Here is a 25068-nt window from a genome sequence, read left to right as displayed (position 1 = left end):
CACTGAAGAAAGTTTTTTGATAAACAAATTAAGTTAAATATATGCAGTGTTTGCTGCGTCTTTATTCCATAACAAATGAAAAAAATAAATTATATAAGTATCGCTTTTGTCTTCCTGATTGGATTAGCTACCCAAGCCCAAACCAAGGCATGGACTTTGGAAGAATGTGTAAGATATGCCGTAAAAAATAATATTTCCATAAAAAATACCGAACTGGACACGCTTTCTGCCAGTATTGATAAAAGAGGTGCTTTTGGTAAATTTTTGCCAAGCGCTAATTTAAGTGCAAGTCATTCTTGGAATATTGGTTTGAATCAGGATATTACAACGGGGCTTTTGAGAAATCAGACTACTCAACAAACGGGAGTTGGTGCGAATGTTGGCGTAGATGTATATAAAGGAATGCAAAATCAGAACACTATGCGAAGAGCCAATCTTTCTATTGTAGCTTCCAAATATAAATTATTGAAAATGCAAGAAGACATTGCTTTGAATGTTGCCAATGCTTTTTTACAAGTGCTTTTTAATAAAGAAAATTTAAAAGTACAACAAGAGCAATTGGGGATTAATGAAAAGCAATACAAACGTTCTGAAGAATTGGTTAAAGCGGGATCTATTCCTCGTGGTGATTTATTAGATGTAAAAGCAACGGTAGCTACCAACAAGCAAAATGTTATTAATGCTGAGAACGCTTTATTGATATCTAAATTGAGTTTAGCTCAATTATTACAATTAAAAGAATTCTGGGATTTTGATGTAATTGATGATACTAATATTAATGATGAGAATAATATTATGTCGGAAAAGCCGATTGATATTTATGCAAAGGCAAAAGAAAGTAGAACAGAATTAAAAATTGCTAAAACCAATCTAGAAATTGCTGAGAAAGATGTAGCTATTTCGAAAGGGGCTTTTCAACCAACCTTAACCGCTTTTTATGGTTTTAATAGCCGTGTTTCTTATGCAGATACTTTTAATGTTCAGACGGGTCAGACTCAGCCAGCAGACCCTCCTTTCCAGCAATTAAATGATAACAAAGGACAAAATTTTGGACTGCAATTAAATGTTCCTGTTTTTAATGGATGGTCTGTTAGAAATAATGTAGATCGTAATAAAGTTAATTTAGAAAAGTCTAAAATTGCAATGGAAAAAGCAGATTTAGATTTGCAAAGAAATGTTTATACCGCTTTTACGGATGCAAAAGGAGCTATGAATGCGCATGAATCTGCGATTGTTGCTCTTGAAGCCAGAGAAGGAGCTTATAATTATGCAAAGGAAAAATATGCTGTGGGCTTGATGAATTCTTTCGATTTCAATCAATCACAAACTTTGTTAACCAATGCTCAGTCAGAAGTGATAAGAACTAAGTATGACTATATTTTCAAAATAAAAATATTAGAATTTTATTTTGGAATTCCAATTGACCAAATCATGAAAAAATAATACCATGTCAAAAAAAACAATATACATTATAATAGGAGCTGCAGTAGTAATTATTGGAGCACTAGTAGGTCTTTCAAAAGCTGGAGTTATCGGGAATAAAGATAAAGGCAAAGAAGTAGAAATTGCCAATGTTGAAACCGGTACAATAGTCGAAACTGTTTCGGCAACAGGTAAAATTCAACCCGAAATCGAAGTTAAAATCGCTTCGATGGTTTCTGGTGAGATTATAGATTTGCCAATCAAAGAAGGGCAAGTGGTAAAAAAAGGAGAATTATTGGTAAAGATAAATCCTGATTTATATACTTCTGGATTGAATAGAAGTGTCGCTAATTTGTCTGGCTCCAAAGCAGGTTTAAGTCAATCTGATGCGTCGTTTAATGAGGCTAAGGCCAATTATGAAAGAAATAAGACATTGTTTGAGAAAGGAATTATTTCCAAATCAGACTGGGACAAGGCTGTTTCTTCTTTTGAAGTGGCAAAAGCTAACAAGCAATCAGCATATTATAATGTGCAAAGTGCATCTGCAACTGTAAATGAAGCTAAAGATAACTTGGGAAGAACAGTGATTTATGCTCCGGCAGATGGAACTATATCGGTATTAAATGTAGAGCTTGGTGAAAGAGTTTTGGGGACGCAACAAATGGCGGGAACTGAACTTTTAAGAGTGGCGAATTTAAACAATATGGAAGTTGAAGTGGATGTCAACGAAAATGATATTGTAAAAATAAAAGTGGGAGATTTGGCCAATGTTGAAGTTGATGCCTATTTGAAAAAACAATTCAAAGGAGTTGTAACCAGTATTTCCAATTCGGCAAGTACAGCTTTAACAGCAGATCAGGTGACTAATTTTAAAGTAAAAGTTAGAATTTTAAAAGAATCCTACCAAGATTTAGTGGTTGGCAAGCCAGCTTCTTATTCTCCATTCCGTCCAGGGATGACTGCTACGGTAGATATCATTACGACAACCAAAACGAATGTGGTTCACGTTCCTATCAGTTCGGTTGTTGTGAAGTCTGATACAACTGCAGTAAAAGTGGGTAAAATGGATGGTCCAGATGAAGGCGAAAAGAAAGCAGCTCCAAAAAGTGATAAAAAACTAGAATGTGTTTTTGTGAAAGTTGGTGATAAAGCCAAAATCAGAATTATAAAAACAGGAATTCAAGATGACACCAATATTGAAGTGATGTCTGGTCTTAAAAAAGGTGATGTAGTTATCACGGGCCCTTACACTACGGTTTCCAAAGATCTAAACTCTGGTGACAAAGTATTTGTGGCAACGGAAGAAAAGAAAAAATAGTTTTTGTTTTCAATAAAAAAAGAGAGGCGTCCTGAATTTTCAGGACGCTTTTTTGTTATAGTCAGATTGTGAAATTAGCCAAAACGTCAAATATGACGTTTTTTGGAGGTTTGGTATTCTTTGAAGATTGCAAAAATACCAAATCTTTCCCTTTAGCCCCGATTACAGTGGAAATCCTTATAAGCCGGGGTTTGGCTTATAAGATTGCAACGAAAAGCGGGACTGTGTTTCCAAAAATGCCAAATCTCTCTGCTTCAAAATTTATAATTGAACTCACGTTTTAAATAAAGGATTTATCAAAAATCGGTGTAAATTTGCAACCGAATCAATTATTTGATGTTTTTGGATTTATAAATCTAAAATCTGCAGTCTATAATCTAAAATCTAAGAAAGTGTCCTATATCCTCAACATTGAAACCGCCACCAAAAATTGTTCTGTTGCTTTGGCAAAAGATGGAAAAACAATATTGTGCAAAGAAATTGCTGAAGAGGGCTATTCCCATGCAGAACGGTTACATGTTTTTATTGAAGAAATTATCAGTGAAGCTGGAATTGCTATGAAAGATTTGGAAGCTGTTGCCGTAAGTCAGGGGCCAGGATCTTATACCGGATTGCGTATTGGGGTTTCGGCAGCCAAAGGCTTGTGTTACGCTTTGAATATACCATTAATTGCAATAGATACTTTGCAAACATTGGCTTCAAGAGTTTCAGTAACAGACGGTGTAATCATACCTATGATTGACGCTCGCAGAATGGAGGTTTATAGTGCTATTTTTTCTGCTTCTTTAGAAAAAAAACGAGAAGTTTTGGCCGAAATTATTACCGAAAATTCTTTTGAAGACATTCAAGAGAAAATATATTTTGTTGGTGATTGTAATGAGAAATGCAAAGGCGTTTTAGCAAAAGATAATTTTGTGTTTTTGGACGATATTAAATATCCCTCGGCCAATGAGATGAGTGCTTTAAGTTTTGATAAATATAAAAAAAGCGACACTGTTGATGTCGCCTATTTTGAACCTTATTATTTGAAAGATTTTTTAATGACCATACCGAAAAAATAGCCAATCTTTTTTATTATTGTGGTTTATTACTTCTGGATAATTCGGTAACATACGGTTGAAAAGTAAGTCCTTCAGCATCAAAAGCCAATTTGCAGTTTTCCAAAGTGTCTGAAACTACAGTTCCATAATCTTCGTTTTTTGCCCAAGGCCTTACAGCCAGTTGAATGGCGTTGTCTGTTAAATTTTTAACCGATACTTCTGCAATAGGAGAAGTTAATACTTTAGGATTGTTTGCCAGAACCTTAGTTATAATGTCTTTTGCCTTTTTTAGGTCAGTGTCATAAGATAAAGCGATGGTTAAATCGGCTCTTCTGGATCCTTGCATCGAATAATTGATGATTGTTCCATTTGACAAAGCACCATTTGGAACAAAAATGGTTTGATTATTAGAGGTGATTAATTTGGTTACAAAAATTTGAATTTCCTGAACCGTTGCCAAAACTCCTTGTGCTTCTATAGTATCTCCAACTTTAAAAGGTTTGAAAAGAATAATGAGCATTCCTCCAGCAAAATTGGATAATGAACCTTGCAACGATAAACCAACGGCAAGTCCCATTGCTCCCAGAATTGCCACAAATGAAGAAGTTCCTATTCCTAGTTTGTCGATGAAAGTCACAAATAATAATACTCTTAAAACCCAAAGTAAAATGTCGGCAAGAAATTTGGTAAGTGTAGGATCCAAATCTCTTTTGACCATTATTTTTCGAATAAGTCTATTGATTATTCGGATGGCATAGAGTCCGACAAATAAAATGATAACAGCCGAAACAACCTGTGGGGAATATTCAATAAGTTTTGTTATAAAAGTATTGGCGTAGCCGGCGATGTAATTTGGATCTAAAATCATATTATAATTCATAAAAAACCTTCTCAAAGGAGAAGGTTATAAGTTGAATTGCAAAAATACGAATTTAATATTTTTATAAAAAGCTATTCCGATTCTTCTTCAGTTTTATTTGGGTTTTCTAGTTTTTTTGAGTCTGAAGTATTTGCTTTTTCTTTTAGATTGTTTATGGCTTCAGTGCCTTTTGCTTTGGCATCTTCAATTATTGATTCGGCTTTTTCAATTAAGGGTGTAGCAACTTCTTTTGCTTTTGCTACAGCATTTTCTACAAATTCTTCCGCTTTCTCTACATGAGGAGTTGCGGTTTCTTTTGCTTTGGAAATCGTTTCTTCAACAAAAGTTTCTGCTTTTTCTAGTATTGGAGTTGCGGTTTCTTTTACTTTGGATACAGTTTCTTCTACAATTGCTTCCGCTTTTTCCATATAGGGTGTGGCAGTTTCTTTTGCTTTTGTTACGGTGTCTTCTAGAAAAGTTTCTGCTTTTTCTACATATGGTTGGGCTGCTATTTTGGTTTCTTCAATAGCAGATTCCGCTTGGTCTACAATTTCGTTTGCAGTTTCTTTGGCTGATCCAAATAAATTCTTGAAAAATGATGATACTCCCATGGTTTTAATTTTTTAGTTAAGAACTCAAAAGTAACCATTTTTTTATGATTTTTAACCAAAATAAAATGCAAAACATTGAAAATCAATCTGTTTTTTTGTGACGCCTTGTTTGCTTTAGATAAAAAAACAGAGTGTTTTATAAAAGGTTTGTAGTTAAAATTTGTTCTTTTGATATAAAAAAAGCGTTCCATTTCTGAAACGCTTTTGAATAAGTTTTATTTTTTTAAACAGCTTCTACCTTAATTTCTTCGTCATTTAGCATACTTTTCAGCATGTTTTCGATACCGCTTTTTAAGGTAAAAGTAGAAGATGGACATCCATTACAAGCTCCTTGCATAATTACTTTGACAGTTTTGGAAGATTCATCATACGAGTCAAAAAGAATATTACCACCATCTGCAGCTACAGCGGGTTTTACATATTCTTCCAAGATGTTGATTATTTTTTGAGACGTTTCGTCAAGTGAGTCAAATGACTCATCTTTGGTTTTTTCGTCTTTAATAATGGTTTGAATTAAAGTCTCGTCAAGAACAGTTCCTCCATTTTCAATAAATTGCTTGATGAAAGTTCTTAATTCCATCGTGATGTCTTGCCATTCATTGATGTCATATTTAGTAACCGAAATATAATTTTCATCAATGAAAATTTCTTTTACATAAGGGAATTTAAATAATTCGGTTGCCAATGGTGAAGGCGCACTTTGGTCAATGTTTTTGAATTCAACAGCATTTTTTGTTATCATTTTATTGACAACAAATTTTAGAGCAGATGGATTAGGGGTAGATTCCCCGTAAACAGTAACAGGCTGTTTTTTGGTTTTGTTTTCATCAACAGTGATTATAGCTCCTCCTTTGTTTACATAAGCTTCAATTTGTTCGGCTACTGCTTCTTTTACATCGTCCCATTCTACAATGCTAAATCTTTCAATAGCTATAAAATTACCAGAGATATACACTGTTTTTACAAATGGTAAGTAAAAAAGTTGCTGAGCAAGTGGAGATGATTTTGCCTCATCTATGTTTTTAAATTCGAAGCTTTCATTTTGAGTGATGAAATCTGGGAATTCAAATTTTATAATGGTCGGGTTTTGTGTTTCTTTTATCGTTATTTTAGTCATGATTTGTCGATTTTGTGCAAATTTACTAAAGTTATTTTCTACGATTAACTATATTTGGTATTTTAATGAATAAATTAACAAAAGGTTTTTTATTCCCACTAATTTCATAAAAGGATCCCCTCATGAATTTCAAGATTAGGTCTATAATTACGTTTTTATTTATAAGTTCTTTTGCGTTTTCTCAGGAAGGAATTCCGGTATATTCGGATTATTTATCGGATAATTATTACTTGATTTTTCCATCCATGGCGGGAGCTTCCAATTGTTCTAAACTTAGACTTACAGCCCGTAAACAATGGTTTGATCAGACTGATGCCCCGGCACTTCAAACTTTGAGTTATAATGGTAGAGTGGGAGAAAGATCTGGGATAGGAGCAATCGTTTTTAATGATGTCAATGGGTATCATTCTCAATTTGGTTTCAAGGCTACTTATGCCCATCATATTATGTTTTCCAGAGATGAAGTTGATTTGAATCAATTGTCATTTGGTGTCAACGTTGGGGTCAATCAAAGTCAATTGGACGAAACTGATTTTATGAATTCAGGAGATTATGATCCGGCTCTTGGAAATGTAGTTCAACATGCCTCTTATTTTAATTTGGATATTGGAGCGTCATATAATTTACTTGATTTTAGTTTTAATGCTGTAGTCAAAAATGTTTTGGAAACGAGACAGACTATTTATACCGAATACGAAAGTGACAACTTGCGAAAATTTATCGTTAGTGGAGGTTATGTTTTTGGTAATGCCGACAAAATTTTATTAGAACCTTCGCTTTTGTTTCAATTTGTGGATAAGACGAAAGAGAGTTCATTGGACATGAACTTGAAAGCTTATAAAAATTTGGATATGGGACAATTGTGGGGTGGCTTGTCTTATAGAAGAAGTTTTGATGGAGCTCAGTACAGTAACGGAAGCGGAACGAATAGCCAGAAATTACAATATATTACACCTATTCTTGGGTTTAATTATAAAAACTTTATGTTTGCCTATACTTATACTCATTTATTGGGCGATATTCAATATGAAAGTGGTGGATTTCATCAACTTACTTTGGGTATTAACTTTTTGTGTAAACCTGTAAAATACGATTGTAATTGTCCCGCAATTAATTAATAGTTAAAAGAGAAAATGATAATAAAGGCTGTAAACGGAAAATCACCGGCTATTCCAGAAGATTGTTATGTAGCCGAGAATGCTACTATTGTAGGTGATGTTACTTTTGGTTCGCAATGTAGTGTTTGGTTCAATGCGGTAATTCGCGGAGATGTTCATTTTATTACTATTGGTAATAAAGTTAACATTCAAGATGGAGCGGTTGTTCATTGTACCTATCAAAAACATCCAACCATTATTGGAAATAATGTTTCCATAGGCCATAATGCAATTGTGCATGGCTGTACGATTCATGACAATGTATTAATAGGCATGGGGGCAATTGTTATGGATAATTGCGTTATTGGGAGCAATTCAATTATTGGAGCGGGATCAGTGATTACACAAAATACAATTGTTGAGCCAGGTACCATTTGGGCGGGTGTTCCTGCCAAGAAAGTAAAAGATATTGACCAGTCTAATTTCGCTGGAGAAATAGAACGTATTTCCAATAATTACGTGATGTATTCGAGCTGGTTTAAATAGGAATAAAACCATTCAGAATTCCACGTTTTACAATCAAATGTTTATTTTTTCAAAGAAGGAAGTTTTATAGCTTTCGCTGATAGGAATCCTTTTTTCGGCCATTAAAACCTTGTTTTTTTGGATCGATTTAACGTGCTTGATATTGATGATATAGGAACGATGGATTCTAGCAAAACCTTTGGATGATAATAGGTTCTCCAGTTTTATTAAGCTAATTAGAGTTAGCGTATATTTATTGTCGGTGGTGTATATTTTGACATAATCTTTCAATCCTTCGATAAATAAAATATCTGCAAAATTAATTTTTACATTTTCATATTCGGCGCGAACGAACATAAAATCATGCTCAATTTCTGGTGTATTTGCTGTAGAAGTTTCTATTGGTAGATTTTTGGGAGCAAAGATTTGTTGAGCCCGTAAAACAGATTTTAGAAAACGGTTAAAAGGAATAGGTTTTACTAAATAATCCACCGCACCAAGATTGAATCCTTCAACAGCATAATTGGAATAAGCAGTCGTAAAGATGATTAAAGGTTTTTTCTCGATGGCATTGATGAAATCAATTCCCGAAAAATGCGGCATTTCGATGTCCAAGAAAATCAAATCAATCTGGGATTGGTTGATTATAGATATGGCATCTATTGCGTTAGTAAATGTGGTAACGAGTTCCAATGAATCGACTCTTCCAACAAATTCTACCAATAAATCTACTGCTAATGGTTCGTCGTCTATAATGACACATTTCATGTTATCTTAAATTATGATGTTGGTACAAAAGCTGAATTTGCTTGCAGTTGAATTTGATCCAGTTTTAAAATCAAATGTACTGAATACTTTGTCTCTGTAGCTGATAGATTTAGCTCATGTGCGTTTGGATAAAGCAAATTAAGTCTGTTTTTAATATTTGACAATCCTATACCTGAGTTTTCAGGATCCTTTTTGTTGTTTTCTATTTTATTTTCGACCCAAAATGTCAATATGTTTTCTTCAATTCTTATAACAATTTTGACATAAGCAGTTCCTTTATAATCGGTCCCGTATTTGAACGCATTTTCAATAAATGATATTAATAACATGGGTTCTATAAATTTATTTTTAGTGTCACCATGAATATTTATGCTAATGTTTTCAATGTTATTGAGTCTTAATTTTTGTAATTCAATATAATTTTTAATGTAATCGATTTCCTTTTCTAGTAAAACCGTTTTATTGTCCGTTTCATAAAGCATGTAACGCATCATTTCGGATAAAGTCACGATAGCATCGGGCACCAATTCAGATTTTTTATGGGCCAACGAATAAATGCTATTGAGTGAATTGAATAAAAAGTGTGGATTGGTTTGCTTTCTTAAATAGTTCAACTCCGTAGAAGTTCTTTGGCTTTCGGCAATTAATTTATTTTGTTGGTCATCGTAAAACTCAGATAATGTTTTAATTATGGTACTAATGGCAACGATCAAAATATAAAAGAATGAAGGAACAAGTTGAAAGAAAATGGGTTGGTTTCTTCTGTGGATTCTATGTTCTATATTTTTATCTCCGAGCGGTATTTTAGAAAAATTTATTCCATTCGGTGGTCTCATTTCTCGAAATTCAGGCATAAAAAACTGGAATCTGCAGAACATAAAAATCACTATCAGAATGAGTAAAATAGTGAAATAATACCCATATTTTTTTTGCAATAACAATTGAGGAACAAGGTATATATAGTTGAGATAAAATAGTATTATTCCAGATATCCATTGTATGTAGAAATCGGTATTGATACGAAATGGGCTTTCATAAAATTGAATAAGTGAGGTACTAATAAAAAAACACCAAATGATACTGTGGATAAGTATTTTGTTTGAGGCGTTATTTTTTATTGATACGATATTCATTTACAGTCTTATTTTTAATAAAATTAATTCATTTTTTGTAATCGTTGGCGATTTATTGGCGTTCAATTTTTTTATTACCAATTTCCCTACAGCTATAGCTTCTTTCTCTGTTTGAAAACTTTTATACTCACCAATAACCGGGATGATTGTTTGCTTTATAATTATTTGATTGTTATTTGTAATAGCATATCCCCAGCCATGATTAATCTTTATGGATTGAACATTTAATTTTTTTTCCTTTTGGCAAAAAATAAAAATCAGCAGTCCTATTAAAAATGTAATTATTAATAAATTGAACATATAAGACAAATTCTTCCGGAGTTGTTTTCGGAAGAATTTGCTTTTGCGGTTAGTTATCATCGTCATTTTGCTCCTCGTTTGGTTTAAATTCCCATATATCATCAAAGTACGATGTTCCTGATTTTCCTAACATAACAAAACCTTTCTGTCCGTTGATTGTTATTCCTGTCGCATCCGATCTTCCTGAACCTTCAAGGGCTGTTTTTTCTTTCCAAATGTCTGTTTTGGGATTGTATTCCCAAATGGTATTTCCGCTTTCACCGCAAGTAATATATCCTAAACCATTAATTGCAAAACTGGATGCGTTGGCTCTTTTAATGGAGTAGGTGTCATGATCGCTCTCATCATCATCCAAATCTCTTTTTCTTGTCCAAACATCTGTACTCGGGTCAAATGCCCAAAAATCAACTTGATTGACGCCACTGTTTATTCCTGTACCTAAATAGGCAATGTCATCAATAACAAAAACGGTGGCGTTTCTTCTTTTGTTGCCACTAAATCCATTGACTTGTGTCCAAGAATTATCTGTTGCATTGTATTGGTAAAAATCTTTTAAATAATTACCATCATATCCTGTTCCGAGATATGCTTTTCCTCCCACTTGAAATCCTACTGCTCCATATCTGGCAGTTCCTGTAAAATCTGCTTTTTGAGACCACGTATTGGTGTCAGGATTGTATTCAAAAAAATCTTTTAATTTATTGGTCCCATCATAGCCAAGACCTATGTATCCTTTTCCATTTAATTCAAAGCCTGATCCAGAGCTTCTTGGAACACCTATAAAATCTGCTTTTTGTTCCCAATAATCTCCGTCGGAATTGTAAGCCCAAAGGTCTTTTAGATATTCATCTCCAGTATAGCCAGTAGTTACATAAGCATAAGTTCCAATGACGAAACTTGTTGCACTAGATCGTGCCGGCCCATCAAATGCTGATTTTTTTATCCAGTTTCCTAGTTTGTCTTCTGTGTCATCATTGCTGCAACTGATTGAAATTAAACAGATTAGTAATGTGCTAAGAAATATTCCTTTTTTTAAATGTTTCATAATGTGCATGGTGTTTATTAAAGTTTGTATTTTATACTAATAGAAAAGATGCCTCCATTTTTTAAGGTTTGATTCATTTCATTCGTTCTGTTTTCATCAGAAAATTTAAATTCTTTGTTTGATGAAAATCCACCTTTGAGACTGACATACCAAGAGGTCTCCATATTCCTTTCGAATTGTAATGTGGTTTCCATTTGAGAGAAGCCCAATTTTGTAATGGTATTTGTATCATCCGTTGCAATAGGAGAATATAGATTGTAACTGCTTCCGCTAAAGTCATTGTTTAGGCTGAATTTATTTCGAATCGAATTGGAATAGGCTAGTTCCGAATTTGGAAATCCTAATTTTAAATAAGTTTCATTGTTGAATTTATGATTGAATGAAAACGTTGGAAGTATTTCGGGTTTACCAAAAACGGTCATTCTTTTTATTCCCAGATCTATACTATTATTTTTATTTAATGATTGACTAAGTTCAATACCTCCTAATATGCTTATGTCTGAAATGTCAAAATTACCTTCATAATTAGCTGTTGGCTCTATTGCTATTTTCAACTTTGTTTTTTCTGCTATTTGGTGAGAAAATTCAAAAATGTTTTCAAAACCAATAAAGTGAGTGCTACTATAATTTGTAACATAATTTTTTAATAGATAGGTTTCAATTTCATCTGTAACTGTTGTGCTTTTGTATTTAAAAGTATTCGTCAATTTATTTTTAGTTCCAATGTCTTTAAAAAAGAATATCCCAATTCCAGTTTGTTTTATGGAACCATTTTCTATCGGTTCGGTTTTTATGTTCAAATCAATTGTGAATCCTTTTTGTGCATAAACACTAAATATTGGAATCAAAATAAAAATCTTCGTAAAGTTGTTTATTCTCATTATTTAATTATTGGTCCAAAAGTAGTTGTGTTGCCAATGAATAAAAAAGAATATATATGCATGGGTTTATTCTATAGACAAACGGGCTATTATTAAAGGTGAATCTAGTTTTGGAACAGTATAGTAAGTCATAGACAGTTTATCACTTTTTATAGATTGAATAACCCGAACAGTATATGTTATTAGGACTGCAGTAACGAGCGCTTATATATTTGCCCAAAAAATTAAGTATGTACAAGTTTTTGATTTTGATGTTTTTTGGGTTATTAATATTCTCTTGTGATTCTGATGTTGATGCTGGGGAATTTGTTGTAGGAGCAGATTATCTAGCCTTAAAAAATAAAGTGCTCTCAATAGATACGGTCACCGTTGATGTTTCTACCATAAAGCTGGATTCTTTGGTTACTTCTAATGAAAGTAGAATCTTGGTAGGGAATTATGATGATCCTCTTTTTGGGAAAGTGAAGTCGGATAGCTATTTCCAGGTTTCTGCATCTTCATTTAATATTTACCGTGGAAATTCCGACACAGAGGCAACAGGTTATGTATTTGATTCCATTGCGATGATTCTAAGATATGATAATTACTATTATGCTGATACTACCAAAGTTCAGACTTTAAATATTCATAGGGTAATCAAAAAGTTCAAACCCAATGTGAATGATATAAGCTTTTATAGTAATTCTGCTTTAGAGTATAATTCTGCGAGTTTAGGTACAATAACTTATAGGCCAAAGCCAATAGGCAGGGATAGTATCAATATTAAATTGGATAATGAATTTGGATTGGAGCTTTTTAATAAGTTTAAGAATAATGAAATTACTACTTCCAGTGATTTTACAGAATATTTAAAAGGTTTTGTAGTTACTTCAAGTTCTAATACTTCAGGTAGTGTGGTTGGATTCAATTTGTCTAGTGTACTTCGATTGTACTATTCCAAAGGGAAAGGAGGTACCGAAGATTTTCATAAAATGGATTTTACTGTTTTGGATGCCACTAAGCAGTTTAACTCAATTTCATCAGATAGGTCAGGAACTTTAATTAATGATTTGCCATTGTCAAAAATGAATTTATCCAGCCAATATACTGGTAATGCTGGATTCATTCAATCTGGTACGGGAATAGTCTGTCGTGTCGATTTTCCAAATATAAAACAACTAAAATACCTTGCAGCAAAAGGAGCCATAGTCGATGCAAAGTTAATAATGAAACCCGTCAAGAATTCGTATTCGAAAATGTTTCCATTGCCAGAGAAATTAAGTGTTTATGTAGTTGATAAGTTGAATCGAATAAAAACGTCGCTTACAAATTCGAGTGGTGAGAGTATGGTTGCAACTTTAAATAATGAGAATGATGAATTTGATGAAAGTGTGAGTTATCAACTGTCGCTAGGTTCTTTTTTGCAAAAAGAAATGCTGAAAGAGTCGGATTCGAAGAGTGGTTTAATCTTTACGTTACCTATTTTATCCAAAGTTGTAGATAGAGTTGTATTGGGGGACCAGACCAATAAAGAAAGTGAAATGAAATTACAAATCTATTATATAACGTATTAAATGAAAAAGAGTTGCCCTTTTTTGGTTTTAGTGTTTTTTTCTTCCTTTATTGCTTACTCTCAAAGTATTGCTACTTCGCCCTACTCGCTTTATGGATTGGGAAGTTTGTATGAAGCTAATTTTGGATTAATTCCATCTCTTGGTACTGCCGGCATAGCATTGCCTTCGGATAATTTTATCAATAACAAAAATGCAGCTTCACTTGTTAATATTCCGGCGAATAATTTCTTTTTTGAAGTGGGAGGTAAAGGCATTCAATCCTTTTTTGAAGATAATCTAAAAAAAGAAAATCGGAACAATTTTCAGTTTTCCCATTTTGCTTTTGCCTTTCCTATTAATAATAAATCGGCAGTTAGCGTTGCTATGATGCCTTATTCCAGTTCTTCTTTTAAAATTTCTGGATTAAAAATACCGATACTGGATAGTAGTAATGAGTATTATTATTTGAACGTAATGGGGACAGGTGGATTGAATAATTTGGATTTTTCGTATGCCTATAAATTGAGCAATAAATTATCTTTAGGTTTTTCTGCCTCAGTCCTTTTTGGGAATACAACTGATGAAAGGACGTATGAAATCAATAGCTCAGTTACCAGTATAGATAAAAAAGTAAGTTATAGTGGTATTCGACCTATTTTGGGTTCACAATTCAAAATGAACCCGTCGTTGACTTTTGGATTAAATGTAAAATCGCCAACACGTGTAAATGCAACCAAAATTCAATCTGTTACTGTTGTAAATGGTACCGGTACTTCTACTTTGGAGACAGATGAAAAATCCAATACAGACGATTTTTATTTACCTTTAGAAGTAGGGGTTGGTTTCAATAAAGCCTTTAAAAACAAACTAAGTATAGCTTTTGATTACGAGAAAAGATTTTGGGATGCTACCAATCAATCCGATATGTATGGTAATTTTTCCAATCAAGAAAAGTTTGCGTTGGGATTGTCTTATCAAAAAGCAAAAGCATCAAGAAGTTATTTTGATCGAATAAAATATGCTGCAGGGGTTAATTATGACACGGGATATTTGGAAGTGGACAATAAAAAAATTGAGGATAAGAATTTTTCAATTGGAGCTTCACTGCCATTAGATCATCTATCTTCGGCTTTGTTTATTTCCTATACTTATGGACAAAAAGGGCAAATAACCAATTCATTGGTTCAAGAAAATTATCATAAACTAACTTTGAATCTTAATTTGGACGGTATCTGGTTTGTTAGGAAAAAGCTAGAATAGTTTAGAAATCCTTTTCTTCAACTTGGTATTTGTTTTCTAAAATTTCAGTTAAAACTTTTGGATTGGTGTTTGTGTAGAAAATTGGAGCGGTGCTTTTGGCTGTTGAAAAGCCTACCTTGTCTCTAAGTATGTTTTGAGTTTGTTTGGCAACAGCCTCTCCAGAGTCAATGATATGAATGTGTTCCGGAAGGATTTTTTTTATTTGTGGAATTAAATAGGGGTAATGACTGCAACCCAATACGAGATAGTCAATATTGGCTTCAATCATTGGAGTTAAATAAGAATTAAGTAATTCGGTCATTTCCGGAGAATTGATTTGACCATCTTCGATTAATTGAACCAAACCATGGCCTATTTGCTCGATGATTTTGATGTCTTGATATTTCTCTGTGGTCTTATTGAAAAGTTCACTGTTCAAAGTCCCTTTTGTGGCCAAGATTCCTATTGTTTGAGTTTTGGAGTGTGTTGCCGCAGGTTTTATGGCAGGTTCAATACCAATAAACGGAATGGAGTATTTTGCTCTTAATTCTTGGATAGCATTGGTTGTTGCAGTATTGCAGGCTACCACAATTAGCTTGCAGCCCATTTCAATCAATAAATCTGTGTTTTTCATGCTTAAAGCAATGATTTCTGCTTTTGATTTTTGCCCATAAGGGGCATTTTTGCTGTCGGCTAGGTAGATTGTTTGTTCATTTGGCAGTAAATCATGAATGGCTTTCCAGATGGAAGTTCCTCCAATTCCAGAATCAAAAACACCAATTGGTCTATCGTTTGTCATGGTTGCAAATTTAAAAGCTATAGTCTAAATATACTATATTTTTTTTTGTAAAAAAAAACTGCTCACACCAATATTTTGGAGGAGCAGTTTGTGATTGATTTATTTTAGATTAAAAACCTAAGTCTTTTTTCACGTCAACAGTGATGTTTGTTCCATCAGCAAGTAAAAGTGTAGATCCGTCAAGAACATATTGGAAACCTTTAGCTTTTCCTACTTTTTGTATAGAAGCTTTTACTTTTTCCATAATTGGCTTAACAATTTCTTCTTGTTTTGTCTGTAATTCTTTTTGAGCATTGTCTCTAAAGTCAACAATTCTTTTTTGCATATCTTGAACTTCTTTAGAACGTTCTTGATTTACGGCCTCAGTAACTGTTGCAGATTCAGCTTCGTACTTTTTTAATTTTGCTTGGTATTCTTCAACCATCTTTTTGTAGTCTGCATCATAAGTACCACTCAATTTCTCCAATTGTTTTTGGGCATCAAGCATAGCAGGCAATTTAGACATGATTTCATTTACATCAACGTGAGCTACTTTTGTTTGAGCATTTGAAATTTGAGTTGCACCTAAAAATAGTATCGCAGCAATTAGTAAAGTTTTGAATTGTTTCATTGTTTTAAAATATTTAATAATTAGAATTTGTTTAGTTGTTTTATTTTAATTTTTCTTCATTAGCTTTTTTCAAAGCTTCTCTGTCTTGAATTTCTTTTAGTCTTTTTTCTTCGGCTACTTTTTTTGTAGCTTCTCTTTCTTCAAGTATTTTTTTTCTTTTTTCTTCTAGCGCTTTTTTTCGCTCTTCCTGTATATTTGGCTTAACCTCTTCGGCTGTCGTTTTTGTTGTAGTTGTGTTCTCAGTTGTATTTGGTGTGAAAGTATTTACTCCCTCAGTTTTAACAGGTGCAACAACTGTGCCATTTTTTTTCGCTTCTCTTTCGGCTAGTAATTGTTTTCTTTTTTCTTCGTATTGTTTGCGAGCTTCTTCTTGAGCCGCTTTTTTATCAGCGACCAATTTTTCTCGAGCGGCTTTTTTATCTAATAATGCTTTTTCTCTTTCGGCTAGAATAGGATTTTCGTCTAATTCGTCTTCTTTATTCTCTTTAGCCTCTTCTTCTTTTTGCTGTTTTTTGGTTAATTGTTCTCTTTTTTCTGTTCGATTTAATACCCGAATCACTTGATCACTAATATCAAATCTTTTTGCGGCAAAAAGAATAGTTAAATGTGAAGATTTGTCAAATATAAAGTCATATTTTTTGGCCTCAGCTATATCTTGAACAGCTGTGAAAACTTGATCTTGTATAGGCTTAACTAATCCGGCTTTTTGTATTATTAAGTCCCCATTAGGGCCAAATCTTTTTTGCTGATAATCTAATTTTTCAGATTCGAGGAACTTTATTTCCGTTTCTCTTTCTTCAATTAATTCGGCTGTCAACAATGGTTTTTCAGCTTTTAAAGCTTCGGTCAGTTTGTTAATTTCTAATTTTTTAGCCTCGATTTCTTGTTTCCATTTCTGTGCTTTTTGTTCTAATTGTGCTTTGGCCTCTATATAGTCTGGTACATTTTGCAATATGTATTCCATATCAATGTAGCCTACTTTATTTCCTTTGGTTTGAGCCTTTACTGTCGTTAAAACAATAAGGGATAAAATTATAAATAAAAATTCTTTTCTCATAATTTTTAATTTTAGAAATTTTAAACCAAATTTATTTAAAACTGCTGACCTATGATGAAATGCGTTTGCCATCCACTTGGTTTTATGGCTCCAGGAACAGCATCGAATCCATAACCAAAATCGATACCCAACAAACCAAAAGCAGGCATAAATACCCTTAAACCAACACCCGTTGAACGAGCCAAATTAAACGGTTGGTAATCAGATAATGAAGCGTATGACTGTCCGGCTTCTGCAAAGGTCAAAGCATAAATAGATGCTGATGATTTCAATGTAATCGGATAACGTAATTCTAATGAAAACTTATTGTAAACAGTAGCACCATAAGCATCACCACTTGAACTTGCAGGAGTCAAAGCTCCATTTTCATATCCTCTTAGCTGTATGTTTTGTCTTCCATCAATCGAGCTTCCTGCCATTCCGTCTCCTCCCATGTAGTATCTTTCAAAAGGAATAACTCCTCTGTCTTGATTGTAAGCTCCTAAAAATCCAAATTGCATTAAAGTACGTAATACTAATTTTTTATATAAAGTAGTAAACCAGTCTCCTGTAAATTGTACTTTGTAATATTCTAACCATCTGTATTTTTCTTGATCCACTTTTGCAGGATCAGCAACTGCATCTTGATAATTGTCTACTTTATTAGAGACATATGATGAACTTGGGTATTTATCCAAATAATCTCCAGCATTTACAACCCTATCATTGTTATCTACATAGGAATTTCCAGAGTAAATATATTTATATTTTTGCTGATCTCCTAATGTTGCATAATCCGTGCCGGTAATTAGGGAATAAGGAAGTGTAAACTCACCATTTACTGAAAATTCCGCACCATAAGTTGGGAATATAGGGTTGAATCCTTTACTGTTTCTGGTAAGACCCACAGAATAGGATAAATTTCTAGATGTCCCATTTGCAAATGTAAATAATCCGTAAAGATAATTATGCAAATCGTATTGTTGGTAACTGATAGATTGTGACAGCGTGAAGAAATCATCAGGCACTGTCAATCTTTTTGCCATTCCAACAGACAAAGAGGTGATATTGATGTATTTTGATTTATCTACCTTTTGCATTTGGTAGTTAGAACTGTATTGTTGGCTAAATGCAAATGAACTACTAAATTGGATTGGTTTTTTTCCTCCAAACCAAGGTTCTGAAAACGATAAACTATAGGTTTTGTAGTAAGAACTTGCTTGAAGACGTAAGGCTACTTTTTGTCCATCTCCCATAGGAAGTGGGTGATAGGCATCTTTGTTGAATAAATTTCTTGCCGAAAAGTTATTGAAAGACAACCCCAAAGTTCCTACGAAACCACCTCCGCCATATCCTCCTTGAAGTTCAATTTGGCTAGCTCCTTTTTCTACAACATGATATTCGATGTCTACAGTTCCGGCACCAGAATCAACATTTTTGAATTGAGGATCGATTTTTTCAGGATCAAAAAATCCTAATTGTCCAATCTCTCTAATGGTTCTTACTAATTCTCCTTTGTTGTATTTTTCTCCAGGTTTTGTTCTTAATTCTCTATAAATTACTTCATCGTTGGTTTTGTCGTTTCCAACAACAGTGATTTTGTTGAAATATGCGATTGGGCCTTCGGTAACTCGGATTTCAAAATCAATTACATTATCAGTTGTTTTTGTTTCTACAGCATTTATGCTTGAAAACAGGTATCCGTTATTTTGGTATAAATTGGTAATGTCTTCTCCGTCTGGTTTAGATTTGTCTGCAATCCTTTCTTGAAGAAGTACACCATTATATACGTCTCCAGTATGGATACCTAACATACTTCTTAGCCCTTCGTCAGAGTAAACAGTATTTCCGATAAATTTAATATTTCCAAAATAGTATTTAATTCCTTCTTCTACTTTAATTTTTATGTAGATGGCATTTTTTTCTTTATTATATGTAACAGAATCCCCTAAAATACGGGCATCACGATATCCGATTTTTTTATAGTCATTAACTATCTTTTCTAAGTCTTCTTGGTATTTAGCTTCAATGTATTTTGATCGCTTCAAAACATGTGAGAAATTTTTTTCTTTGGTGTTTTTCATGGATCCAAGTAGTTTGCTACTTGGAACATTTTTATTGCCTTCAAAATCAATTTTGTATATTTTGACTTTCTCCCCAATGTCAACTTTTACAAGCATGTTTACTTGATTCTTGGTTAGGGTCGTGTCTTTTGAAGTGGTTATGTAAACTTTAGTATTGAAAAAACCATCTTTCTTGTATTTTTTTTCAATGTAGTTTTTTGTTGTGGTAATTAAGTTTTCGGTTACAATTTTACCATTGGTTAAGCCATTGTCTTTAATGAAAGATTCCGTTTTGCTTTTGGAAACACCAACAAATTTTACTTCATTGATTTTTGGTAATTCTTTAATATTCAAATCTAGGTAAATGCTGTCATTTTCAATTCTATTTACATAAAATGAAATTTCATCAAAAAGACCCAGCTTTCCTAATTTTTTTATTGAACTACTTATTTGTTCTCCCGGAACTGTAATTTCTTGTCCTTTTTCCAATCCAGCAAAAGTAACTACAGTTTGAGGATTGAAACTAATGTCTCCAACTACTTTTACATCTGCTAATATGTATTTTTTACCTTGGTCAAATGGTACTCTGTCTTGGGCTTTAATTTGAGTGAAAGTTCCTAAAATTAAAAAGGTAAGGACTAGTTTTATGCTTTTATGTAACACTAAAAAATTATTTAATTTGTTCACTTGTTTTTCCAAATCGACGTTCTCTTTTTTGATAACTAATGATAGCCTCATGTAAATCTTGTTCTTTAAAATCGGGCCATAATACATCAGTAAAGTACAATTCTGCATAGGCTATTTGCCATAGCAAAAAATTACTTATTCTGTGTTCTCCACTAGTTCTTATTAATAAATCAACATCCGGTAAATTATGCGTGTAAAGATGCTCATTTATAATTGAATCGTCAATACTGTCTATTGAAATTATATTATTTTTAACTTTATCGCTTATTATTTTCACAACATTTACTAATTCTTCCCTAGATCCGTAGCTTAAGGCGAGAGTTAATGTCATTTTCGTATTGTCTTTTGTTTTGTCCAGCACATCAAATAATTGCTTTTGAGCTTTTGTCGGTAATTTTTCTAAATTACCGATAGCGTTCATCTTGATGTTGCCTTCTTGCATTGTTTTAAGCTCTTTCTTTAATGAATTGATTAAAACCCTCATTAAAGTGTCTATTTCAAGCTTGGGTCTATTCCAGTTTTCAGTAGAGAAAGCATATAAGGTTAAGTATTCTACGCCTAAATCCAAACATTCTTGAATTATTTTTTTTACAGATTTTGAGCCGCTCTCATGTCCAAGTGTTCTTAGGAATCCTTTTTGTTTTGCCCAACGACCATTCCCGTCCATAATAATGGCCAAGTGTTTGGGAATATTTTCTGTGTTTATTTCGTCTTTTAACATCTTATTTTAGTCTGCGCAGTAACATGGTTTGTTTCCAAAAGTATACGTTAATGTTGCTCCTGAGAATACATACCAATCATTATTATTTATATTGCCAAATTTAGGTAAACTACTATTACTTGGATTGCTGCCGTCAAGGTTGTCGGTAAAAGTATATCGAGCTCCAACTTCTAAACCTAAAACGAAACTCCTTGAAAAATTTGTTTTTACGCCAAGGGTCATTGGTATAGCAATTGTACTTTTTGTATTGTTTTTATGTGTAATCCCTGATGTTACATATAAATCATCGTAAAGAACATAGCTTAAGCCAGAATATACATAAGGAGTAAATTTTGGTTTTTCCTCATGTAAATTAAAATCAAAAAAATTAAACTCCAATCCAGCTGATAGCTCTTTTATGTTGTTTACAAAACTATATCTTCTGTTATTTCTTCCAGATTCTTTTGAATCATGATCGTTTCCGGAGATTTGTGATTGTGTGTAGGAAAATCTATAAGCATGTCTTGGGCTTTTATTCCATTTGTATAAAATACCGAATGCAGGTTCATTTGGAGCAATGTAAGTTGTTGAACCCACATCTCCTATGTAATTACTGCCTCCAAGAAAAACTCCTATTTCATTAATCTGGGCATGAATAGAAGAAAAGGTAAAAAAGCATAAAAATGAAATGAAAATTTTACTCATAAATTATAAAATTGCCTGCAAATATAATAATTATCAATAGGATTCAATACGTATCTTAGGAATACTGTCTTTTTTTAGACCAGATCCCTTTTTTTATATACAAAGGATGTAATAGTAACGACAAAAAAGGAATAATTCGTATAGGGGGAAGTTTTAATTCCTTCTGTCCTCACCCCAAAGTAATTTTGTTCTTAGAGTCTTTAAAAAAGTTTCTTCCGGGATCTCCACCATATTTATTTCGAAATCGGTTTTTTTTATGGTTAGAATAGAATCATTTGCAACACTTGTTATTCTTGAATCCAATGATACTAAATATTGTTGTTCTCTTCCAGAAACTTTTAAACGAACCTCCGTTGTATCAGGAACGACAAGAGGTCTTGCGTTCAAGTTGTGAGGAGCAATAGGTGTTATAACTATACTTTTTACATCGGGTGTCAATATGGGACCTCCACAACTCAATGAGTAACCTGTAGTTCCTGTGGGAGTGGCAATAATAAGACCATCGGCCCAATAGGAATTTAAAAATTCATCGTTCAAATAAGTATCGATGGTGATCATCGATGTGGTTTCTTTTCGACTCACCGATATTTCATTCATGGCAAAGTTGAGTCCTTCTATAGTTTTGTTTTCAGGTGAACACGTCAAGCTTAACAAAGTTCTTTTAGAAATTTTATATTTTTTGTCAATGACAAACTGCATGAAAGCGGCGATGTTTTCTTTTTGTACCGTTGCCAAAAAACCCAATCTTCCTGCGTTTATACCCAAAATTGGGACACCTGAATTGCGAACCAGCGTAACTGCTCTTAAAATTGTTCCGTCACCGCCAATACTGATTAACATATCAAAGCTAGAATCCAATTCATCATTAAAGGAAAAAGTGTTGTATTCTTTTTCTATGATTTTTTTTTCATACAACATGTTTAGGAAATCGGATTCAATAACCATTTCTACGTTATTATTGTTGAAAAACACAAAAATGTCTTTTATGATAGGTTCTGTGCTAACTAAATAATATTGGCCGTAAATAGCTACTTTCATTTCTTTTGGTTTTGATATTTTGTTATTCGTTATTTTGGATTTTAAATGCCTTAATCCAAATAATTACATGTTCAAATATTTGTCTAAATAATCCGAACGTTCTTTTAAACTTTTGATGTAATTGTCTTCGTTATGTTCTGAAATGATGTCGTAGTTATATCTTCTGAAAGTTTGAATAATTTCATTCAATGAACCGACACTGATTTTGATAGTGACTTCAGTAGTATTTACATCGGAATTTGAAATGAAAAGACCTAAAAGTTTACCATTGTTGCTCTCTACAATTTGTACAATTTGACTCATCGAATAATCGATAGTATTTTTACTCACTATAATGATGGCTCCCTGTTCTTTAAGAAAAGGAGTTTCATGAAAAAATTTAATGATGTCCTCAATTTCATAATAGCCAACATACTTATTATTCTCGTCCAAAATGGGAGCTAAGTTAGTGTGATTTTTGGCAAAAACTTCTAAAACGTCTAGCCAAATCATGTCGGTTCTGGCAAAAAAATGTTCAAGTACATATTTATAGTCATTGACTTTTTTATCACTGTCAAAAGTTTCAATGTCATCTGCGGCGATACTTCCAATGAAAATCCCCTCTTCGATGACAGGAAAATGGGAAAAGGTTAAGTCACCAAAAAAGTCTTGAACTGACCCAATAGTTTCTTGAGCATCAATTGCTTTGTAGTCGTTTGTAATATAGTCTTTTAAATCTGCCATAAATCTATCCTCAATAATCGATGCAAAATAATCAAAATTATACAAAATCTGCTAGGTTTTACTTTGTATTTTTGTCTTATCAAATATACTTACATATCTATTAATACCTGTTTCTATGACAAAACTTAGCGTTAATATAAATAAAATTGCCACTTTACGTAATGCTCGTGGAGGAAATGTGCCTGATTTATTGAAAGTAGCTACTGATATTCAGCAGTTTGGTGGTCAGGGAATCACGATTCACCCACGTCCGGATGAGCGTCATATTCGCTATCAAGACGCCCGAGATTTAAAAGCGATTGTGTACACCGAATATAATATTGAAGGAAATCCTCAGCATAATTTTATCGATTTGGTTTTAGAATGCAAACCAGATCAAGTTACACTGGTTCCTGATGCCATTGGTGCAATTACCTCTTCTGCGGGTTGGGATACAATAAAGAATCAGTCTTATTTATCAGAAGTTATTCAGGAGTTTCAACGAAACGGAATTAGAACTTCTATTTTTGTTGATCCAATTTCTGAGATGATTGAAGGAGCCAAAAAAACCGGTACCGATAGAATTGAATTGTACACCGAGGCTTTTGCCCATCAATATAGCTTAGGAAATAAAAATGGAATTGATCCTTATGTGAAATCTGCAGTTTTAGCAAATGATTTAGGTTTAGGAATTAATGCTGGACATGATTTGAGTTTGGACAATGTTCAGTTTTTTAAGGAAAACATTCCAGGATTATTGGAAGTTTCAATTGGGCACGCACTAATTTCCGAAGCGATTTATCTTGGTTTGGATAATGTGGTGAATATGTATTTGCGAAAACTAAAATAAGATTTTTGATTTAAGATTAACGAATGATGATTTGTGATTTTTTATGCCTGTCATCTTCAAATCTAAAATTTTAATTTTCTAATCAAAAAAATAAAAAAATCTAATATTGATTACTGTTTTGGAATGCAGTTTTTACTCTGCAATCTAAAATCTGAAATCTGCAATCTAAAATAATAATGCTCTACTCAAAAATAGAAGGTTCTGGAAAACCTTTATTAATACTTCACGGTTTTCTTGGAATGTCCGACAATTGGAAAACATTAGGAACACAATTTGTTTCCGATGGTTTTCAAGTACATCTGCTGGATTTGCGCAATCACGGGCGCAGTTTTCATTCGGATGAATTTAGTTATGAAATTATGGTTCAAGATGTTTTTGACTATTGTCAGACAAACGGTCTTGAATCGATTGATATTATAGGTCACTCTATGGGAGGTAAAGTGGCAATGCTTTTGGCAACTTCCTATCCAAATTTAGTTGATAAGTTATTGGTCGCCGATATTGGTCCTAAATTTTATGCTCCTCACCATCAAGATATATTGGCGGGATTGAATGCTGTGGATTTTTCGGTTAAACCAAGCAGGAATGAGGTTGAGGAAATAATGAAAAAGTATATACCCGATTTTGGGACACGTCAATTTTTGATGAAAAGTTTATACTGGCAAGAACCAGGTCAATTGGCTTTCCGATTTAATTTGAACGTTTTCAATAGAAAAATTGATGAAATCGGAAAAGCATTAGCCGAAGGCGTGATTTTTGAAAAGCCAACACTTTTTATACGTGGTGGAAATTCTAATTATATACTTGATAGTGATTTTGATGAAATAAAAACTCATTTCCCGTCTTCAACAGTAGCGACAATTCCTAATGTTGGCCATTGGTTACATGCTGAAAACCCTACAATGTTTTATGAATTAGCAAGTGCATTTTTAAAATAATTTAATATAGTATAGAAAATTTATTATATTTATTGAAATTTTAAAAGACGAGA

General features: G+C 33.0%; 25 protein-coding genes. 9 read left to right on the top strand and 16 right to left on the bottom strand.

The features are described 5' to 3' along the window. Positions 1-75 precede the first annotated feature (75 nt). From C8C85_RS05470 to tsaB, 3 genes are all read left to right on the top strand, one after another. The gene (locus C8C85_RS05470; protein ID WP_116796172.1) at positions 76-1443 is read left to right on the top strand and encodes a TolC family protein; all 1368 of its coding nucleotides are present in this window, start codon (positions 76-78) and stop codon (positions 1441-1443) included. A gap of 4 nt (positions 1444-1447) precedes the next feature. Next, positions 1448-2740: an efflux RND transporter periplasmic adaptor subunit gene (locus C8C85_RS05465; protein ID WP_116796171.1), complete on the top strand. Its 1293-nt coding sequence runs from the start codon at positions 1448-1450 to the stop codon at positions 2738-2740. 392 nt (positions 2741-3132) lie between these two features. Next, positions 3133-3801 carry a tRNA (adenosine(37)-N6)-threonylcarbamoyltransferase complex dimerization subunit type 1 TsaB gene (gene tsaB, locus C8C85_RS05455; RefSeq protein ID WP_116798384.1) on the top strand — a complete coding sequence of 223 codons (669 nt, stop codon included), beginning with the start codon at positions 3133-3135 and terminating at the stop codon, positions 3799-3801. Between the two features lie 13 nt (positions 3802-3814). On the opposite strand, the gene C8C85_RS05450 is transcribed toward tsaB, so the two are convergent. The 3 genes from C8C85_RS05450 to C8C85_RS05440 form a co-directional block, all read right to left on the bottom strand. Next, on the bottom strand, positions 3815-4648 hold the full coding sequence (locus tag C8C85_RS05450) for a mechanosensitive ion channel family protein (protein ID WP_116796169.1): 834 nt from the start codon (positions 4646-4648) through the stop codon (positions 3815-3817). Positions 4649-4731: 83 nt separating this feature from the next. After that, the gene (locus tag C8C85_RS05445) at positions 4732-5250 is read right to left on the bottom strand and encodes a YtxH domain-containing protein (RefSeq protein WP_116796168.1); all 519 of its coding nucleotides are present in this window, start codon (positions 5248-5250) and stop codon (positions 4732-4734) included. A 223-nt stretch (positions 5251-5473) separates the two neighbouring features. Further along, entirely contained in the window at positions 5474-6367 is an 894-nt protein-coding gene (locus tag C8C85_RS05440; protein WP_116796167.1) for a NifU family protein, read from the bottom strand. Positions 6368-6489: 122 nt separating this feature from the next. Here C8C85_RS05440 and C8C85_RS05435 point away from each other — a divergent pair, with 122 nt between their 5' ends. After that, on the top strand, positions 6490-7485 hold the full coding sequence (locus C8C85_RS05435) for a type IX secretion system membrane protein PorP/SprF (RefSeq protein WP_116796166.1): 996 nt from the start codon (positions 6490-6492) through the stop codon (positions 7483-7485). Positions 7486-7500: 15 nt separating this feature from the next. Beyond that, positions 7501-8010: a gamma carbonic anhydrase family protein gene (locus C8C85_RS05430; RefSeq protein ID WP_116796165.1), complete on the top strand. Its 510-nt coding sequence runs from the start codon at positions 7501-7503 to the stop codon at positions 8008-8010. A 33-nt stretch (positions 8011-8043) separates the two neighbouring features. On the opposite strand, the gene C8C85_RS05425 is transcribed toward C8C85_RS05430, so the two are convergent. The 5 genes from C8C85_RS05425 to C8C85_RS05405 form a co-directional block, all read right to left on the bottom strand. Continuing rightward, positions 8044-8757 carry a LytR/AlgR family response regulator transcription factor gene (locus C8C85_RS05425; RefSeq protein ID WP_116796164.1) on the bottom strand — a complete coding sequence of 238 codons (714 nt, stop codon included), beginning with the start codon at positions 8755-8757 and terminating at the stop codon, positions 8044-8046. An 11-nt stretch (positions 8758-8768) separates the two neighbouring features. Beyond that, a complete protein-coding gene (locus C8C85_RS05420) occupies positions 8769-9593 on the bottom strand; it encodes a sensor histidine kinase (RefSeq protein ID WP_243412051.1) in 825 nt (274 codons plus the stop codon). Positions 9594-9890: 297 nt separating this feature from the next. Next, complete coding sequence (locus C8C85_RS05415; RefSeq protein WP_243412050.1) at positions 9891-10190, bottom strand: DUF4907 domain-containing protein; 300 nt, start codon at positions 10188-10190, stop codon at positions 9891-9893. A gap of 49 nt (positions 10191-10239) precedes the next feature. Continuing rightward, positions 10240-11235: a Kelch repeat-containing protein gene (locus C8C85_RS05410; RefSeq protein WP_116798383.1), complete on the bottom strand. Its 996-nt coding sequence runs from the start codon at positions 11233-11235 to the stop codon at positions 10240-10242. Between the two features lie 17 nt (positions 11236-11252). Further along, positions 11253-12116: a DUF6268 family outer membrane beta-barrel protein gene (locus C8C85_RS05405; protein WP_116796161.1), complete on the bottom strand. Its 864-nt coding sequence runs from the start codon at positions 12114-12116 to the stop codon at positions 11253-11255. A 230-nt stretch (positions 12117-12346) separates the two neighbouring features. Here C8C85_RS05405 and C8C85_RS05400 point away from each other — a divergent pair, with 230 nt between their 5' ends. Next, positions 12347-13669 carry a DUF4270 family protein gene (locus tag C8C85_RS05400; protein ID WP_116796160.1) on the top strand — a complete coding sequence of 441 codons (1323 nt, stop codon included), beginning with the start codon at positions 12347-12349 and terminating at the stop codon, positions 13667-13669. Further along, a complete protein-coding gene (locus C8C85_RS05395; protein ID WP_116796159.1) occupies positions 13670-14908 on the top strand; it encodes an aromatic hydrocarbon degradation protein in 1239 nt (412 codons plus the stop codon). A 1-nt stretch (position 14909) separates the two neighbouring features. Here C8C85_RS05395 and murI read toward each other — a convergent pair whose 3' ends face one another. The 8 genes from murI to C8C85_RS05355 all read right to left on the bottom strand — a co-directional run bounded on the left by murI (position 14910) and on the right by C8C85_RS05355 (position 23248). After that, the gene (gene murI, locus C8C85_RS05390) at positions 14910-15686 is read right to left on the bottom strand and encodes a glutamate racemase (RefSeq protein ID WP_116796158.1); all 777 of its coding nucleotides are present in this window, start codon (positions 15684-15686) and stop codon (positions 14910-14912) included. A 109-nt stretch (positions 15687-15795) separates the two neighbouring features. After that, the gene (locus C8C85_RS05385) at positions 15796-16296 is read right to left on the bottom strand and encodes an OmpH family outer membrane protein (protein ID WP_116796157.1); all 501 of its coding nucleotides are present in this window, start codon (positions 16294-16296) and stop codon (positions 15796-15798) included. 40 nt (positions 16297-16336) lie between these two features. Continuing rightward, positions 16337-17353: an OmpH family outer membrane protein gene (locus tag C8C85_RS05380; RefSeq protein WP_116796156.1), complete on the bottom strand. Its 1017-nt coding sequence runs from the start codon at positions 17351-17353 to the stop codon at positions 16337-16339. A 35-nt stretch (positions 17354-17388) separates the two neighbouring features. Continuing rightward, positions 17389-20133: an outer membrane protein assembly factor gene (locus tag C8C85_RS05375; protein ID WP_116796155.1), complete on the bottom strand. Its 2745-nt coding sequence runs from the start codon at positions 20131-20133 to the stop codon at positions 17389-17391. Continuing rightward, positions 20066-20803, bottom strand: coding sequence for an isoprenyl transferase (locus C8C85_RS05370; protein WP_116796154.1), 738 nt, complete (start codon positions 20801-20803; stop codon positions 20066-20068). Before C8C85_RS05370 ends, C8C85_RS05375 begins: the two co-directional genes overlap by 68 nt. Before the next feature lie 6 nt (positions 20804-20809). After that, positions 20810-21487 (bottom strand): DUF6089 family protein, encoded by a 678-nt coding sequence (locus C8C85_RS05365; protein WP_116796153.1) that lies wholly within the window; start codon positions 21485-21487, stop codon positions 20810-20812. A gap of 153 nt (positions 21488-21640) precedes the next feature. Then, the gene (locus C8C85_RS05360) at positions 21641-22525 is read right to left on the bottom strand and encodes an NAD kinase (RefSeq protein WP_116796152.1); all 885 of its coding nucleotides are present in this window, start codon (positions 22523-22525) and stop codon (positions 21641-21643) included. Between the two features lie 63 nt (positions 22526-22588). Continuing rightward, positions 22589-23248 carry a CBS domain-containing protein gene (locus C8C85_RS05355; RefSeq protein ID WP_116796151.1) on the bottom strand — a complete coding sequence of 220 codons (660 nt, stop codon included), beginning with the start codon at positions 23246-23248 and terminating at the stop codon, positions 22589-22591. Between the two features lie 115 nt (positions 23249-23363). On the opposite strand from C8C85_RS05355, the gene C8C85_RS05350 reads away from it, so the two are divergent. Both C8C85_RS05350 and C8C85_RS05345 read left to right on the top strand, forming a co-directional pair. Beyond that, a complete protein-coding gene (locus C8C85_RS05350; RefSeq protein ID WP_116796150.1) occupies positions 23364-24077 on the top strand; it encodes a pyridoxine 5'-phosphate synthase in 714 nt (237 codons plus the stop codon). Positions 24078-24253: 176 nt separating this feature from the next. After that, complete coding sequence (locus C8C85_RS05345) at positions 24254-25015, top strand: alpha/beta fold hydrolase (protein ID WP_116796149.1); 762 nt, start codon at positions 24254-24256, stop codon at positions 25013-25015. The last annotated feature ends 53 nt before the right edge of the window (positions 25016-25068 follow it).

Source organism: Flavobacterium sp. 103 (assembly GCF_003096795.1).
Classification (GTDB): Bacteria; Bacteroidota; Bacteroidia; order Flavobacteriales; family Flavobacteriaceae; genus Flavobacterium.
Note: the sequence above shows the minus strand (reverse complement) of the source record. Positions and strands in the feature narration are given on the sequence as shown.

What these genes read in the sequence shown, in the direction of transcription:
- C8C85_RS05470 (WP_116796172.1), top strand. Translation starts at nt 76, where the DNA reads ATGAAAAAAATAAATTATATAAGTATCGCTTTTGTCTTCCTGATTGGA.
- C8C85_RS05465 (WP_116796171.1), top strand. Translation starts at nt 1,448, where the DNA reads ATGTCAAAAAAAACAATATACATTATAATAGGAGCTGCAGTAGTAATT.
- C8C85_RS05450 (WP_116796169.1), bottom strand. Translation starts at nt 4,648, where the DNA reads ATGATTTTAGATCCAAATTACATCGCCGGCTACGCCAATACTTTTATA.
- C8C85_RS05445 (WP_116796168.1), bottom strand. Translation starts at nt 5,250, where the DNA reads ATGGGAGTATCATCATTTTTCAAGAATTTATTTGGATCAGCCAAAGAA.
- C8C85_RS05440 (WP_116796167.1), bottom strand. Translation starts at nt 6,367, where the DNA reads ATGACTAAAATAACGATAAAAGAAACACAAAACCCGACCATTATAAAA.
- C8C85_RS05435 (WP_116796166.1), top strand. Translation starts at nt 6,490, where the DNA reads ATGAATTTCAAGATTAGGTCTATAATTACGTTTTTATTTATAAGTTCT.
- C8C85_RS05430 (WP_116796165.1), top strand. Translation starts at nt 7,501, where the DNA reads ATGATAATAAAGGCTGTAAACGGAAAATCACCGGCTATTCCAGAAGAT.
- C8C85_RS05425 (WP_116796164.1), bottom strand. Translation starts at nt 8,757, where the DNA reads ATGAAATGTGTCATTATAGACGACGAACCATTAGCAGTAGATTTATTG.
- C8C85_RS05420 (WP_243412051.1), bottom strand. Translation starts at nt 9,593, where the DNA reads ATGAGACCACCGAATGGAATAAATTTTTCTAAAATACCGCTCGGAGAT.
- C8C85_RS05415 (WP_243412050.1), bottom strand. Translation starts at nt 10,190, where the DNA reads ATGTTCAATTTATTAATAATTACATTTTTAATAGGACTGCTGATTTTT.
- C8C85_RS05410 (WP_116798383.1), bottom strand. Translation starts at nt 11,235, where the DNA reads ATGAAACATTTAAAAAAAGGAATATTTCTTAGCACATTACTAATCTGT.
- C8C85_RS05405 (WP_116796161.1), bottom strand. Translation starts at nt 12,116, where the DNA reads ATGAGAATAAACAACTTTACGAAGATTTTTATTTTGATTCCAATATTT.
- C8C85_RS05400 (WP_116796160.1), top strand. Translation starts at nt 12,347, where the DNA reads ATGTACAAGTTTTTGATTTTGATGTTTTTTGGGTTATTAATATTCTCT.
- C8C85_RS05395 (WP_116796159.1), top strand. Translation starts at nt 13,670, where the DNA reads ATGAAAAAGAGTTGCCCTTTTTTGGTTTTAGTGTTTTTTTCTTCCTTT.
- murI (WP_116796158.1), bottom strand. Translation starts at nt 15,686, where the DNA reads ATGACAAACGATAGACCAATTGGTGTTTTTGATTCTGGAATTGGAGGA.
- C8C85_RS05385 (WP_116796157.1), bottom strand. Translation starts at nt 16,296, where the DNA reads ATGAAACAATTCAAAACTTTACTAATTGCTGCGATACTATTTTTAGGT.
- C8C85_RS05380 (WP_116796156.1), bottom strand. Translation starts at nt 17,353, where the DNA reads ATGAGAAAAGAATTTTTATTTATAATTTTATCCCTTATTGTTTTAACG.
- C8C85_RS05375 (WP_116796155.1), bottom strand. Translation starts at nt 20,133, where the DNA reads ATGAGGCTATCATTAGTTATCAAAAAAGAGAACGTCGATTTGGAAAAA.
- C8C85_RS05370 (WP_116796154.1), bottom strand. Translation starts at nt 20,803, where the DNA reads ATGTTAAAAGACGAAATAAACACAGAAAATATTCCCAAACACTTGGCC.
- C8C85_RS05365 (WP_116796153.1), bottom strand. Translation starts at nt 21,487, where the DNA reads ATGAGTAAAATTTTCATTTCATTTTTATGCTTTTTTACCTTTTCTTCT.
- C8C85_RS05360 (WP_116796152.1), bottom strand. Translation starts at nt 22,525, where the DNA reads ATGAAAGTAGCTATTTACGGCCAATATTATTTAGTTAGCACAGAACCT.
- C8C85_RS05355 (WP_116796151.1), bottom strand. Translation starts at nt 23,248, where the DNA reads ATGGCAGATTTAAAAGACTATATTACAAACGACTACAAAGCAATTGAT.
- C8C85_RS05350 (WP_116796150.1), top strand. Translation starts at nt 23,364, where the DNA reads ATGACAAAACTTAGCGTTAATATAAATAAAATTGCCACTTTACGTAAT.
- C8C85_RS05345 (WP_116796149.1), top strand. Translation starts at nt 24,254, where the DNA reads ATGCTCTACTCAAAAATAGAAGGTTCTGGAAAACCTTTATTAATACTT.